General features: G+C 69.2%; 12 protein-coding genes and 1 other RNA gene. 3 read left to right on the top strand and 10 right to left on the bottom strand.

The genetic code is table 11. The features are described from left to right. Positions 1-3 precede the first annotated feature (3 nt). From ABZW60_RS01840 to ABZW60_RS01855, 4 genes are all read right to left on the bottom strand, one after another. Positions 4-876: an ABC transporter permease gene (locus ABZW60_RS01840; RefSeq protein WP_355472993.1), complete on the bottom strand. Its 873-nt coding sequence runs from the start codon at positions 874-876 to the stop codon at positions 4-6. Continuing rightward, positions 873-1,862, bottom strand: coding sequence for an ABC transporter permease (locus tag ABZW60_RS01845; protein ID WP_355472995.1), 990 nt, complete (start codon positions 1,860-1,862; stop codon positions 873-875). The genes ABZW60_RS01840 and ABZW60_RS01845 overlap by 4 nt, the downstream gene beginning before the upstream one ends. A gap of 4 nt (positions 1,863-1,866) precedes the next feature. Beyond that, positions 1,867-3,525 (bottom strand): ABC transporter substrate-binding protein, encoded by a 1,659-nt coding sequence (locus ABZW60_RS01850; RefSeq protein ID WP_355472997.1) that lies wholly within the window; start codon positions 3,523-3,525, stop codon positions 1,867-1,869. A 135-nt stretch (positions 3,526-3,660) separates the two neighbouring features. Then, positions 3,661-4,647 carry a LacI family DNA-binding transcriptional regulator gene (locus ABZW60_RS01855; RefSeq protein WP_355472999.1) on the bottom strand — a complete coding sequence of 329 codons (987 nt, stop codon included), beginning with the start codon at positions 4,645-4,647 and terminating at the stop codon, positions 3,661-3,663. A gap of 127 nt (positions 4,648-4,774) precedes the next feature. Between ABZW60_RS01855 and ABZW60_RS01860 the strand changes: the two genes are divergently transcribed. Both ABZW60_RS01860 and ABZW60_RS01865 read left to right on the top strand, forming a co-directional pair. Then, positions 4,775-6,934 (top strand): beta-galactosidase, encoded by a 2,160-nt coding sequence (locus ABZW60_RS01860; RefSeq protein ID WP_355473001.1) that lies wholly within the window; start codon positions 4,775-4,777, stop codon positions 6,932-6,934. 24 nt (positions 6,935-6,958) lie between these two features. Then, positions 6,959-8,182 (top strand): family 1 glycosylhydrolase, encoded by a 1,224-nt coding sequence (locus tag ABZW60_RS01865; protein ID WP_355473003.1) that lies wholly within the window; start codon positions 6,959-6,961, stop codon positions 8,180-8,182. Here the strand turns inward: ABZW60_RS01865 and ABZW60_RS01870 are convergent. Beyond that, entirely contained in the window at positions 8,179-9,048 is an 870-nt protein-coding gene (locus ABZW60_RS01870) for a phytanoyl-CoA dioxygenase family protein (protein WP_355473005.1), read from the bottom strand. The two genes, ABZW60_RS01865 and ABZW60_RS01870, sit on opposite strands and share 4 nt — an antisense overlap. A gap of 158 nt (positions 9,049-9,206) precedes the next feature. Between ABZW60_RS01870 and ABZW60_RS01875 the strand changes: the two genes are divergently transcribed. After that, entirely contained in the window at positions 9,207-10,070 is an 864-nt protein-coding gene (locus ABZW60_RS01875; protein ID WP_355473006.1) for an alpha/beta hydrolase, read from the top strand. 121 nt (positions 10,071-10,191) lie between these two features. Here ABZW60_RS01875 and ssrA read toward each other — a convergent pair. From ssrA to ABZW60_RS01900, 5 genes are all read right to left on the bottom strand, one after another. Further along, positions 10,192-10,569, bottom strand: a transfer-messenger RNA (tmRNA) gene (gene ssrA, locus ABZW60_RS01880). 94 nt (positions 10,570-10,663) lie between these two features. Next, a complete protein-coding gene (locus tag ABZW60_RS01885; protein WP_355473008.1) occupies positions 10,664-11,224 on the bottom strand; it encodes a DUF1707 and DUF4870 domain-containing protein in 561 nt (186 codons plus the stop codon). 73 nt (positions 11,225-11,297) lie between these two features. Further along, positions 11,298-12,032 (bottom strand): hypothetical protein, encoded by a 735-nt coding sequence (locus ABZW60_RS01890; RefSeq protein ID WP_355473010.1) that lies wholly within the window; start codon positions 12,030-12,032, stop codon positions 11,298-11,300. A gap of 30 nt (positions 12,033-12,062) precedes the next feature. Next, positions 12,063-12,536: an SsrA-binding protein SmpB gene (gene smpB, locus ABZW60_RS01895; RefSeq protein ID WP_355473012.1), complete on the bottom strand. Its 474-nt coding sequence runs from the start codon at positions 12,534-12,536 to the stop codon at positions 12,063-12,065. Positions 12,537-12,557: 21 nt separating this feature from the next. Then, complete coding sequence (locus ABZW60_RS01900) at positions 12,558-13,883, bottom strand: M23 family metallopeptidase (protein ID WP_355473014.1); 1,326 nt, start codon at positions 13,881-13,883, stop codon at positions 12,558-12,560. Positions 13,884-13,930: the final 47 nt, after the last annotated feature.

Here is a 13,930-nt window from a genome sequence, read left to right on the forward strand (position 1 = left end):
GTCTCAGTCCTCCCTGAGATGCGGATTGCTGAGCAGATCGATGCCGAAGTTGACGAACGCCATCGAGGTGATCAGGACGGCCAGCACCAGACCGGGGACGAACACCCAGGCGAACAGCCCCTGGGAGATCGCGCCGGCGGCGTCGGCCTGGTAGAGGATCGTTCCCCAGGACACCGAGTCGTTGCTGCCGAGGCCGAGCACCGCCAGCCCGGCCTCCGCGCCGATCGCGCCGGTGGCCGCACCAACGAACGCGGCGGCGACCAGCGAGGTCATGTTCGGCAGGATCTCGGAGAAGATGATCCGGAACGCGCCGTCCCCGGAGAACTTCGCCGCGGTGACGAAGTCCCGGTTCCGCAGCGTGATGATCTGCGCCCGCTTCGACCGCGCGGCGCCCGCCCAGGACGTGATCGCGATGACGCCGACGATCAGCGGGATGCCCCGGGTGTTGGAGTACGCGACGAGTGTGATGATCAGCGGCAGCACCGGGATCACCAGCGCGGTGTTGGTGAGGAAGGTCAGGACGTCGTCGACGACGGTGCCCTCCGCGTAGCCGGAGACGAGCCCGATCAGCAGCGCGATCACGGTCGCGAGCAACCCGCCGAGCAGCCCGACGATCAGCGAGACCCGGCTGCCGTAGATCACTTGGGAGAACACGTCGACGCCGGCCACGTTCGTGCCGAGCAGGTGCTGCGCCGACGGTCCGGTCAACGGGGTGAAGGAGCCGTCGGTCGGCCCGTACGGCGCGATCACCGGGGCCAGCAGCGCGACCAGCGTGTAGAACGCCACCACGATGATCCCGACCCGGGCCTTCTTGCTGCTCCACACCACCCGGTACCAGCGGTCGACGGCGTCCGGTCCTGCGGCCACGGTGCTCATGTCGCTGCCCTCCTGGCGCGGGGATCGAGGACGCCGTACAGCAGGTCGGCGATCAGATTGGCCACCAACGTGGCGACCGCGGTGAGCAGCATCAGGCCCTGCAGCAGCGGGTAGTCCTTGATGCCGACCGCCTCCCCCATCAGCCGGCCGAGGCCGGGATAGTCGAAGACCGTCTCCACCAGGATGGTGCCGCCGAGGACGCCGCCGAGCGCGAGGGCGAACCCGGCCACGCTGGGCAGCAGGGCGTTCCGGGCGGCGTACCGCAGCGCGACCATCCGGTCCGGCAGCCCTTTCGCCCGGGCCAGCCGGATGTAGTCCTCGCCGAGATTCATGATCATCGTGTTCCGCATCCCGAGCACCCACCCGATCGGCGTCACGATCATCAGCGTCACGGCCGGCAGGAACGCGTGCGACACCGCGTCGTACACGAAGGCTCCGTTGAAGCCCGGTGTCGACGCCTCGTAGCCGCCGGCCGTCGGGAACCAGCCCAGGCCGTAGCCCAGACCGTAGATCAGCAGCAAGGCGATCCAGAACGGCTGCAAGGTCCCGACGAAGGTGGAGATCACGGTCACCGAGGTGTCGAACCGGCTGTTCCGCCGCCAGGCGGCGAAGGCGCCGAGCAGGATCCCGATGACGAACGACAGCACCTGGACGGTGCCGACCAGGATGACGGTCCACCAGAACGACTTCCCGATCACCTCCGCCACGGTGTACGGGAAGTACGTGTAGGAGACCCCGAGGTCGCCGTGGGCCAGCTGCGCGAGGTACCGCCCGTACTGGTCGACGAGTGAACCGGACGGGGCGCCCAGCAGGTCGCGCATGGCCTCCACCTGGGCGCGGTTCAGTTGCGCGTTCTTGCCGGCGAGGTTCTGCACCATCAGCTCGGCCGGATCCCCCGGCTGCAGCCGGGGGATCATGAAGTTCAGCGTGACGACCGCCCACAAGGTGAGCAGGAAGAAGCCGATCTTGCGGGTGAAGTACCGCATCGGGCTACTTGGACGACGGCGCGGTCAGGTGCGTGATCCACACCAGCGGCTGGTCCTGCGGGTTCGCGTACGGGTCCTCGGCGGACGGCCAGCCGACGGCGTGGTCGGTGCGGTAGATGGCCCGGGCCGGCGCGTAGAGGATCGGCAGCACCGGGAAGTCGGTCATCATCGCGTCCACCATCACGCCGACCTGTTCCTTGGTCGCCGGCTCGTCGGTCGCGGCCGCGAGCGCCCCGATCGCCTTGTCCACGGCGGGATTCGTGTAGCGGCCGACGTTGCCCTTGATCGTGGTCCGGTCGGGAATCTCGGCCGTCGAGATGGTCGCCCCCATGCCGTGCGCGTAGTCACAGCCGGCGTCCATGTAGTTGATCATCAGCTGGAAGTTGCCGCTCTTCTTCTGCTGGTCGACAGCCTCCGGCGGCATCTTGCTGCCCTTGACGTCCAGCCCCAGCTTGCGGAAGTTGCTGGTCAGCTCGTCGGCCATCGCCTCGTAGTCGATCCAGCCGGCCTGGATCGAGAAGGTGATCTGCAACGGCGAGCCGTCGGGGTTCTGCCGCAGGCCGTTCGAGCCCTTCCGGTACCCGGCCGCGTCGAGCAGCTGGTTGGCCTTGGCCTGGTCGAACGGGAGCACGGTGCTGTCCGCCGGGTACTTCGCCGGCAGCAGGTCGTCCTTCTCCGGCAACGGCAGACCGGACTGGCTGGCGACCTTCATCAGGCCGTACGTCGCCTTCTGGGTCGCGCTCTGCTTGTCCATCCCGTACGCCAGCGCTTCGCGGAACTTCACGTCGCTGAACGGCTTCTTGGCCAGGTTGGGCGCCGCCACGGTGACGCCGTTGGGCGCGTACCAGACGTGGTTGGTCTTCGGGTCGGCGGCGACGAACGCCTTCTCCGGGTTGGGAATCTCGCCGCTGTAGAAGTCCAGCTCGCCGGCCTTGAGCTTGGCCGCCGCCTGGTTGGCGTCGTAGTTGCCCTCGAGAACCAGCTTCTGGACCTTGATCTTGTCGGCCTGCCAGTAGTCGGGCCGGCGCTCGAGCTCCAGCCGCCGCCCGTTGTACGAGGCGATCTTGAACGGCCCGGTCGAGATCGGGTCCTTCGAGACGTACTTGGCCGGGTCGCCGGCGGCCGCGAACTCCTTCTCCGACACGATCTTCTGACCGATCAGGTAGGGGAACTTGGTGGCCGCCGGGCCCGCGAACTCGAACGTCACCTTGTCGCCGTCGGCCGTGACCGACGTCGCCTTGGCCCCGAAGGTGTCGTTCCAGACGCCGGCCAGGTCGATCGCCGGGTACTTCTTCGTCAGGTTGTAGGTGAACGCGACGTCCTTCGCGGTGAAGGGCGAGCCGTCGCTCCACTTCACCCCTTGGCGGATCGTGAACACGAGCTTGGTCGCGCTCTCCCAGGTGTAGCCCGTCGCCAGCCACGGAACGACCTTGCAGTCCAGGGAACTCTGCTGCATCAGCGGCTCGAACAGCCAGGTCCGGACTGTCTGTTGCGGCGCGAACGGGTTGTAGTTGACCAGACTTCCCATCGACGCGTCGGACTCGGTCGACAGATTCAGCTCCGGGATCGTGCCCGCGGCCCCGGCCGCCGAACTCCCCTGCTGCTGTTGCTTCTCACCGGCGACCCGGCTGCCGGCACAGGCCGGCAGCGCCAGAACGGCCATCGCCGATACCGCGACTAGGACCCCCCGCCATGACCGCTGCCCTCGTCGGATGCGGAACGAAGTACTTGCCATGACGACACCTCCGTGTGTCAGGTTGCTACCTGGTTCGGATGCTGCGCTGGAAGTTGTTTCGAATCAGCTCTCGCAGCCGCAGCTGGCTCTCCGGACCAGCCGCGACGGAAGGACGGTCTCGGGTGCGACCTCCGCACCGTCGATCAGGTCGAGCAGCAGCCGGGTCGCTGTCGCTCCGAGCTCGGCCAGCGGCCGGGCAACTGTGGTGAGACCGGGACTCACCAGCGAGCTCATCGCCACGTCGTCGACGCCGGTGATCACCAGGTCACCGGGAACCCGCCGGCCACGTCCGAGAGCCGCCATCATCAGGCCGAGTGCGGTTTCGTCGTTGCCGCACACGGCACCGTCGTACCCGCCGGCCAGTACCTCGTCGGCGGCCTGTACGCCGTGGGTCTGCTCGAGGCCGGTCCGCAACTGCTTCCCCGGCCGGAGCCCGAGCGCCGCGTGCGCGGCCACGAAGGCCTCCCAGCGCTCGGTCAGATCCGGTGACCCTTCCGGATTTCCGACGAAGATCAGCTTCCGCAGGCCGTGATCGGCCAGCAGGTGGGTGACCAACTGCCCGAACGCCTGCTGATCGGTCCGGACGACGACCGGCGCCGGAGACGGATCCGGACCGATCATCACGACCGGATGACGCGCCGCCAGATCCTTGATCACCGCCTTCGGGACGGTGCCGCCGTGGATCGCCATCCCGTCGACCCGCCGGGCGATGTCGAGCAGCTCGCCCGGCGCCTCGCGGCGGAGGTGGGTACCGATGACGTGCACGCTCATCTGCCGCGGCACGGCGACCGTCTCGACGCCGTTGATCAGCTCGGCGAAGTACGGCCCGGACAGGCCCGGGAACACCACCGCCAGGGCACCGTGGCGCCGGTTGGCGAGGGCCTCCCCGAGGTGGCTGGGCCGGTAACCGTACTGCTCGATCGCGGCCTGCACCTTCGCCCGGGTGGCCGGTGAGACGCTGCCGATCCCGCGGTAGACGCGCGACACGGTGGCAGTGGAAACGCCCGCCAGCTTGGCGATCTCGCGCACGCTCATACGGTCGTCGGTCACTGCCACGCCTCCTTCTCCGGACCGGGTAAGGGCTTGCCGGGTTGGGAGTGTAACCGGTTACAATTCCAACCGCCAGAGCTCGTTGCCAGACCCGACCGGAGCGTCACCGCACCGTTGAAGGAGCCTCATGAGCCCAGCAGCCGAGAGCGGCCAACGCCCCGGCGACGCCCCGCGCCGCGGGCGGATCGCCTTGCGGGCAGGCCGGATCGAGATCGATGGACAACCCAACGTGCTGCTGTCCGGCGAGGTGCACTACTTCCGGCTGCGGCGCGACGAATGGGCCGATCGCTTGACCCAGGCCAGGGACGCCGGGCTGGACACCATCGCCAGCTACATCCCCTGGATCTGGCACGAGTTGCCGGACGGCGAGCTCGATCTCACCGGCCGGACCTGCCCGGAGCGGGACCTGGCAGCCTTCCTCGACCTGTGCGACTCGCTCGGCCTGCGGTTCCTCGCCCGGCCCGGCCCGTTCGTGATGGCCGAGCTGAAGAACGAAGGCATTCCGTACCGGATCTATCGCGAGTACCCGGATGCCCGGCCGACCGGCTGGGACGGCGTGGTCGCCCGGACCGAGGACCTCGACTATCGCCACCCCGGCTTCCTGACCGAGGCCAAGCGCTGGCTCGACGCCACGTTCGAGGTCCTTGCGCCGCGGCAGGCCCCCGACGGGCCCGTCGTCGGCGTCCAGCTGGACAACGAGGTGGGCATGCTCGCCTGGGTGTCGAACACGCCGCATCTGGACGAGCAGGCCGCCGGCGATCCCGCGCCGACCCTCGCCTTCCACCAGGAGCTCGGGCTGAAGGCCCGGGACGACTTCGCGAGCTATCTGCGCGAGCTCGAGTCCTTCGCCCGCGACCGCGGCATCGCGGTGCCGTTGCTGATCAACGTGCACGGAACGGGTGGCGGGCGGGGGACGACGTTTCCGATCGGGATCAGTCAGCTCGCTCCGGCCTATCGGGGCCGCGACGGTGTGCTGGCCGGCTCGGATTACTACCTCGGCGAGCTGACCGTGCAGAACGTCGCGGATCTCTATCTCTGCAACGCGATTCTCGCTTGCGTCAACGGGCCGGACCAGCCGGCGTCCTCACTGGAGTTCGAAGTCGGCACGGGTGACTACGGCGACAACCTGGACGCACTCAGCTCGCCGGAGTCCGGAGTGAACAAGACGCTGCTGACGCTCGGCCAGGGCAATCGGCTGATCAATTACTACCTGCTGACCGGCGGCCGCAACCCGGTCCTCGACGGCTCGCCGGACGACGGCATCCCGCGAATCGCCTTCACCGGCGAGCGGCACGGTTTCGCGGCGCCGATCGATCCCGAGGGACGGACGACACCGGCCCTCGACGCGCTCGCGGAGCTGATCAAGGACATTCGCACGTACCAGCCGATCCTGGCGACGGGGCGGCAACTGACCGACGAGCTCGGCTTCGGCTTCGTCGCCGATCACTACCTGACCGAGTACGCGCATCCTGCGGCCGCGGACCGGCGTGAACAGGTCGCCGACCTCGAGCGCTATCGCGGCTTCGGCTCCCGGGACGCACTCGGCCGGGCGATCGTGCTCGGCGGCTACCACGTCGACGCCGTCGACCTGCAGGCGATCGCCGACCCGGAGTCGGCCTGGGCCGCCGGCACGACCGCGCCCGAGGCACCGCGGACGATCGCCCTGAGCACCCCGCGGACGCTGGGCGCGAAGGTCCAGAGTTGGCTGACCGAGTACGTCCGCGACGGCGGCAACCTGCTGCTGACCGGGCTGTTGCCGGACCGCGATCACGACGGCACCCCGTGCACGATCCTGGCCGACGCCTTCGGCCTGTCCTCGGCCGGTGTCCTCGCCGACCGGCGAGACGAGGCGGGACCGTACTGGCCGACAGTGACCGGAGCCGGCGGCTTCCCGATCGACGCCGACCTCCGGATCAGTTCCGCGCAACTGCTCCAGACTCCGGCCGAGGCCGAGGTGCTGCTTCGCGAGGTCGGATCCGGTCTGCCGTGCGCGGTCCAGGTGCGGCTGGGCGCGGGCTCGATGATCTTCCTCGGCTGCGACCTCCCGGCCGCGCACCTCGGCAACTGGCGGACGCTGTTCGCCAGGCTCGGCGTACGGTCCCAGGTCGGGATCGACGCCGACCGGCCCGGACTGGTGACTGTGCCGGTCACCTCCGAGCACGGCAACCTGCTGATCGCCGTCAACGTCGCGCCGTACCCGATCAGGGCGTCGATCAGCGTCGACGACCGGCAGGTGCAGTCACCGACGACCTTCCCCGCCCGCGGCCACGCGCTGCTGCCGTTCTGAACCCTCGCCGAAAGGACCGCCCATATGACTTCCTCGACCCCCGCCCCCCAGCACTTCCTCTGGGGCGCCGCGACCGCCGGCCACCAGATCGAGGGCGGCAACACCAACACCGGCCACTGGCTGCTGGAGCACGCACCGGACACCTGGGCCAAGGAACCCTCGGGTGACGCCTGCGACTCCTACCACCGGTACGGCGAGGACATCGCCCTGCTGGCGGAGGCCGGCCTGAAGGCGTACCGGTTCTCGCTGGAATGGTCGCGCATCGAGCCGGCCAAGGGCGAGGTGTCCCGGGCCCAACTCGACCACTACCGGCGGATGATCGACACGTGCCGGTCGGCCGGCGTCGAGCCGATCGTGACACTGCAGCACTTCACCGTGCCGCTGTGGCAGCACCAGGAAGGCGGATGGTACGCCGCCGACGCCGTCGACCGGTTCCGGATCTTCACCGAGACCGCGACCCGGATCCTCGACGACGTCAGCTGGGTGGTGACGATCAACGAGCCGAACATGATGGTCAACCAGACCGAGGCGCGGATCGACACCGAGGTCGGCGTGAACTTCCCCGGCCCGTCCCCGCACGCCTCCCGGGTGATCGCCGAGGCCCATCACGCCTCGGTCGAGGTCCTGCGCGGGCTCGGCCACATCCAGGCCGGCTGGACGGTCGCCAACCAGGTGTACCAGGCGGTGCCCGGCCACGAGAAGGAACGCGACGAGTGGGGCTACTGGCGCGAGGACTTCTTCCTCGAGCAGAGCCGTGGCGACGACTTCGTCGGCGTGCAGTCCTACCTGCGCACCATCATCGGGCCGGACGGGCCGGTGCCGTTCGCCGACGGTGTCGAACGCACCCTCACCGGCTGGGAGTACTACCCGGAGGCGCTCGGCCAGGCGCTGCGGCACACCCGCGACGTCACCGGCGGCGTACCGATGCTGGTGACCGAGAACGGTATGGCCAGCGCCGACGACGCCCGGCGGATCGACTACACGACCGGGGCGCTGAGCGGTCTCGCGGACGCGATCGACGACGGCTGCGACGTTCGCGGCTACCTGCACTGGTCGCTGCTCGACAACTACGAGTGGGGTTCGTACGAGCCGACGTTCGGGCTGATCGCGGTCGACCGCGAGACCTTCGTCCGGACGCCGAAGCCGAGTCTGGCGTGGCTCGGTGAGCTTGCCCGGCGCAACGAACTCCCGCGGGTTCCGGAACGCCCGGAGGCCGCGGCGAACTTCGCCGCGGCCATTGCCCGTTAGGCGATAGGTTGCTGCTCGATTCCGAACCCGTGGCTCCGGTAGATGTGATCTGACGGCTGCTCGGTGAAGCGTGCGGCTGTGGTCAGTAGCGGGTGCTCGAAGAACGACTTGCTCGAGGCCGGGAACTCCAGCGGGGTCCCGGCCTCCAGCCAGTGGCTGACATGCACCATGGCGATCATCGGCCGCGGCCGGTCGGTGTGGTTGGGCATCCCCGCGTGCCACAGCCGGACGTCGCGGATCAGCACGCTGCCGCGCCGGATGTCCGGCTGGATCGGCGGCGAGATCGCGCGCCGGGCCGCCAGCGCGTCAGGCGGTACTTCGATGTCGCCGCCGACACCGACCGTGAGGTCCAGATGCGTTCCGGGCCAGATCTCGGTGGCGCCGTTCTCGGCCGAGACGTCGACCGTGGGCACGTTCACGACCAGCTGGGCCGGCGGATGCGCGACCTCCATCGCGCCGGACGGCCACAGGTGACCCATGTCGGCGTGCACCGGCTGCCGGGTGTCGCTGGGCAGCGAGGTGTTCCCGCTGTACATGACGTTGCGCAGGCCGGGCCCGAGGATCGCCGACGTCACCGCGATCACCTGCGGATTCAGCAGCACGTCCTCGAACAGGTACGGCGCGAACGGCGGCGGGTCCTGCTGGATGTTGCCCGCCGTCCAGTTGTACGGCGCGTCCGGCCGCGCCCGGAGCAGCGCCAGATCGCTGACCATGCGTTCGTGCAGAACGTCGAGGTGCTCCAGGTCGACCACATCGGCCAGCACCAGCAGGCCGTCGGTCCGCAGCGCGTCGAGCGCCGCCTGCAGCTTCTCCGGCGCCAGCCCGCCGGACGCCCGGTCGGCTTCTCCAACGTCGATCGTGATCACGGTGCTCCCGTTTCGCTCGCCAACAGGTCCGATGATCACTTTGGCAGCGCAGCCCGAGCCGGCGGAATGACCGCCCTGGCAGACGGATGAACGTTCTGGCACCTGCCGGCATCGTCGGCTTATGATCCACCGACCGGCGGCCGGGAGGAGCTGTGATCGTGCGTCCAGTCGGAGCGGTCCTGGTGTGTGCGGGTCTGTTGCTCGCCGGGTGCTCGGAGCCGTCCGCCCCGGAGTCCGCCGGGACGCCGTCGCCCAGCCCGGCGTCGCCCAGTCGGCCGTCGCCCAGCCAGGCGCTTCAGACGCCGTCGCCCTCGGTCGAGCTGACCGCGTTGGCGGAGAGGTGCGGCCTGGCGGGTCAGCGCGCCGCCGCGACTCCGCGGGTGGTGAAGGTGAGCAACGACGTCCAGCTGTACTCGGCCGGCGCGGGCCGTGGGAGGCTTGGTGTCGTGCTCGTGCACGGCTCGGGATCGCGGGGTATCTGCAACTGGGCCGTGGAGATCGGCTGGCTGGCCGAGGCGGGGCTGAACGTCGTCGGCTACGACCAGACGTGTGTCGGCGCGAGTACGTGTGTCGACGAGGTCCGGCCGGTCGAGGACCTGCTCGCGGTGGTCGCCGACCTGCGGGCGCGCGGAGCCACCCAGGTCGTGGTCGTCGGTGCGTCCGCGGGCGGTTCCATCCCGCTCGTCGCCGCGGCCCGGCCCGACTCCGGCATCACCGCGGCCGTCTCCCTGTCCACCGCCGGTCTGGCGACACCGCTCGGCACCGCCGACGCTCCCGACACGAGTGCCACGTCGGTCGCCGGAACCATCCGCCAGCCCGTCCTGTACGTCCTCGCCCGGGACGACACGGCGTCCTCCGTCCCGGAGGTCACGTCGATCAGCAAGGCCACCAAGCGAGCCCGCCTGGTGCTCCTCCCCACGGGCTCCGGGCACGCCCAGGAAGTCCTCTACACACCCGGCGGCCAGACCTCGTCCCCGTTCCGCCAGACATTCCTCAACTTCCTCCGCACCCCGTCCGCCTAGGACCTTCGACGACCACGGCCGCGGCGAGGCGTACCAGATCCAGCGCCGGTGCTGACCGCTCAGAGGGTGTGAAACGACGAAGTGCCTGGTCGATCTTGCTCTGACCAGGCACTTCTTCGAGGGGTGGAGGTGGCGGGAATCGAACCCGCGTCCTTCGGCGTCGCTTCAAGACTTCTCCGGGCGCAGTCTGGATGTCGCTTTTCTCAGCCCCAGCGTTTGTACAGACATCTCGCTGACAGGCTCAGTCACTGTAAATGTCCCGTGTCAGCCCCGTGACCGGGCTAACAAAGCAAGCTCCCTAGATGAGGCCAGGAGCCGGGGCGGGAGCATCCCCGGGCTGACCGCTTCTTTAAGTGCTCAGGCCGTCAGGCGGCGAGAGCGAAGCTACTGCGCTTGGTGTTGGCAGTTATTGGTTTCCAGAGATCGTTAACGAGATAACCCTGGATCCTCGGCCCGCTTCCCTTGGAACGTACGTCCAAAGTCGAAACCGTTCACCCCCTGTTGAGTTGTCAAACTCCCACCCGCTACCGGCGGTGGAAGATCCACACTACCAAGTCCAACAGGCTGCCCGCACCTGACATTCCCCCGGCCGCCTACTTGATCAGGCGCAGCGTGAACGGGTAGCGGAACTTGCCGCCGGCCGCGGTGGCCAGGCCGCCGATGCCGGTGAGCAGGAACCACAGGATGCCCAGGACCGGGAACAGGAACGACAGGAACCCGTCGGTGATGCCGGTGGCGATCCCCAGCAGCGCGAACGCCCCGAACGCGGTGAGCTGGAAGTTCAGCGCCTCGACGGCGTGCCGGCGGACCGCGGGGTTCTTCTGGCCGGCGCTCGCGACCACCAGCGCCGGACCCACGAAGAACGTCGGGTACCCGAGCCAGTGCGCGACCGTGCCCATCCCCCGCCCGTCGCCACGGTAGGTCTGCAGCGGCGCCGGCCGGGTGAACGCGGCCGGGGCGTACGTCGGCACCGGGCGCGACACCAGCCCGTCGAACGTGCTGTTCAGCTCGGCCCGGGTCCGCGCCTTGAGTGCCTTCTCCAGCCGGAGGTCGAACTCCATGTGGTCGAGGCGGCCGTCGGCGTACATCTCTTTCAGGATCTCGACGGCCCGGTCGCGCTGCGCCGTCGTCACCAGCAGCTCTGAAGTGGACATGGTTCCACTGTGCGCGCCGGACGCCGTACGCCCCATCGGGTTCAGCCCGGACGGACCCCTGACCGGACCCGGATCAGCGTGCTGGTTGCCCGTAGTCCGAGAGTACGAACGGCGGGATCAGGTCGACGACACCGCTCAGCACGGGCAATGCCGTCAGCGTCTGCGGCACCGTCCAGGGTCCGGCGGCGTACGCGACGATCAGGTTGCCGGAGAACCAGATGTTCAGCGGCGGCTGCCCGAGCAGCCACTCCATCATCCGCGGGTGGAGCACGGCCGACACGTAGCGCGCGTCCACGCCGGCTGCGCGGAACCGCCGGTTGAAGGCCTCGCTCTCCGTTTCGACCCACTCCATCCGCGGCACGGCGGTGTCATCGAGGACGGATCCGGAGCCGATGACCAGCTCCGGGCCGACGGCCAGCTCCGGCAGCCCGACGGGCAGCTCGATCGCGACCAGGTAGTTGACCCAGGTGGTCGGCGGGAAACCCTCGCCCGTGTGGACGAATTCGGCCATCCGGATCGGCCGGCTCTGGTACTCGCCGACCAGGATCCGGCGCAGACTCCCGTCCGGAGCGAAGATCCGGCACCCCGCGGCCAGCAGTTGCCCGTCGGCATCGGCCCCCGGGAGCCAGCCGTACCGCTCGGCACCGGTCTGCTCGCGTGCGAGCTTGGCCTTCGCCCGGTCGACCCACGGGCCGCCGACGCGCGCGATCAGCAGGCCGAGCACGACGATCCAGCCGATGAACAGGGCCATCCCGAGCAGGATTCCGCCCACGGCCTCGAGCCAGCGGGGCACTGCGAGAGCGAGCACGAACGCAACCTAGCTCACCCAAGGGCTGAGCTACCCCCGGCGACGCTCGGACAGTGCGCGCTGGGCTTCGCGGTTGGCCTGGCGCTCGGCCAGGGCGTGACGCTTGTCGTAGTCCTTCTTACCGCGGCCGGTGGCGAGCTCGACCTTCGCGTAGCCGTCCTTGAAGTACAGCGACAGCGGGATCAGGGACACGCCCTGCTGCTCCACCTCGCGGATCAGCTTCTGCACCTCGTCCTTGTGCAGCAGCAGCTTGCGGGTCCGGCGAGGCTCGTGGTTCGTCCACGTACCGTGCTTGTACTCCGGGATGTGCATGCCCTGCAGCCAGAGCTCGTTCCCGCGGACGGCGGCGAACGCGTCGACGAGGGAGGCCCGGCCCTGCCGCAGGGACTTGACCTCCGTCCCGGTCAGCACCAGCCCGGCCTCCACCACGTCGTCGATGTGGTAGTCGTGTCGCGCCTTACGGTTCTGCGCGATCGGCTTCTCCCGGCCGGACTGTTTCACCATCCGACCAGTATCCCAGATCGCCTACAGCCACTTCATGGGATTAACCACGCGGCCGTCCTGGTACACCATGAAGTGCAGGTGGCACCCGGTGGAGTAGCCCGTGGTGCCGGCGTACCCGATGATCTCGCCCTTCTTGACCCGCTCACCGACGTGCGCCTTGTACCGCGAGAGGTGGTTGTAGACGGTGGTGATGGACGAGCCGCCGATCACACCGTGTGACACGAACAGCCGGTTTCCGTAACCGCCGTTGTAGTACTTGTCCGTCACCTTCCCGTCGGCCGCCGCGCGGATCGGCGTACCGCACGGAGCGCGGAAGTCGGTGCCGTCGTGCAGCTTCCAGTAGTGCAGGACCGGGTGGAAGCGCATTCCGTACGGTGACGTGATGTAGCTGCTGACGGGATAGCTGAGCCCGCCGTCGCTGTCGCCGCCGCCCGGGTTGTCCGGGATCTTCCGCGGTGGCCGGCGCTCCTTGCGCGCCTTCTCGCGCTCCGCCTTCTCGGCCGCGGCCTTGCGCCGCGCCGCGGCGGCCTTCTCGGCCTTCGCCCGCGCGATCAGCAGCTGCTCGACCCGGTTCCGCTCGCGCAGCAGCGAGTTGTACTGCGCCAGCTCGGTGTTCTTCTCCTTCTCGGCGGCCTTGAACGCGGTCAGCTTGACCTTGGCGATCGCCGCCGCCTCGGCCCGGTCGGCCGCGACCTGCTTGGTCAGCTCGGTGACGCGCTTGACCGTCGCCGCCGCCTCGGCCCGGGCGCCCTCGGCGTCCTTCTCCGCGGCCGCGACCTTGACCCGCTTGCTGGCGAGCTGCGCCTGCGCGTTGTTCAGGTTGGTGATCGCGTTGCTCTGGATGCCGAACACGTTCCGCTGGACCTGCATCCCGGTCGCGATATCGGCCGGCGCGGCACCGCGCAGCGCGATCGTCAGCCCGACCAGGCTGTTCTGCTGCTGGTACGCCGAGCGGACGGCGCGGCCCGCGACGGCCCGCTTCTCCGCGATCAGCTTCTCACCGGCCTCGACGTCGGCCACCGCGGTCGTCAACGCCGCCTCGGCCGCGGCGAGCTTGCCCGCGGCAACCGCGTCGGCGGCCTTCGCGGCGGCCAACCGGCCCTGCGCGGCGGCGTACCGGACCTGGACGGCCTGGTACTTCACGACCGCTTGGTTGTACGCGGCAACGGACTTGCCGAGCTGGTCGGAGGCGTCGTCGAGATCGGCCTTCTGCTGACCGAGCTGCGCGTCGAGTTGCTTCTTCTTGGCGGCCGGGTCCGGCGGTTTCGCCTCCGCGGACGGAGCGGACGGAACCGCGGCCAGGACACCGGCGGACAGGGACAGGACAAGGCAGCATGCGGCGACCACCGTCTGCCGTCCCGGCGGTCGCGTGCGTGATCGCGGGTACGGCGCTG

This window comes from Kribbella sp. NPDC003557 (assembly GCF_040610805.1).
GTDB lineage: Bacteria > Actinomycetota > Actinomycetes > Propionibacteriales > Kribbellaceae > Kribbella.

Coding starts and splice junctions, on each gene's coding strand:
- ABZW60_RS01860 (WP_355473001.1), top strand. CDS start 4,775: ATGAGCCCAGCAGCCGAGAGCGGCCAACGCCCCGGCGACGCCCCGCGC.
- ABZW60_RS01850 (WP_355472997.1), bottom strand. CDS start 3,525: ATGGCCGTTCTGGCGCTGCCGGCCTGTGCCGGCAGCCGGGTCGCCGGT.
- ABZW60_RS01845 (WP_355472995.1), bottom strand. CDS start 1,862: ATGCGGTACTTCACCCGCAAGATCGGCTTCTTCCTGCTCACCTTGTGG.
- ABZW60_RS01885 (WP_355473008.1), bottom strand. CDS start 11,224: ATGTCCACTTCAGAGCTGCTGGTGACGACGGCGCAGCGCGACCGGGCC.
- ABZW60_RS01865 (WP_355473003.1), top strand. CDS start 6,959: ATGACTTCCTCGACCCCCGCCCCCCAGCACTTCCTCTGGGGCGCCGCG.
- smpB (WP_355473012.1), bottom strand. CDS start 12,536: ATGGTGAAACAGTCCGGCCGGGAGAAGCCGATCGCGCAGAACCGTAAG.
- ABZW60_RS01840 (WP_355472993.1), bottom strand. CDS start 876: ATGAGCACCGTGGCCGCAGGACCGGACGCCGTCGACCGCTGGTACCGG.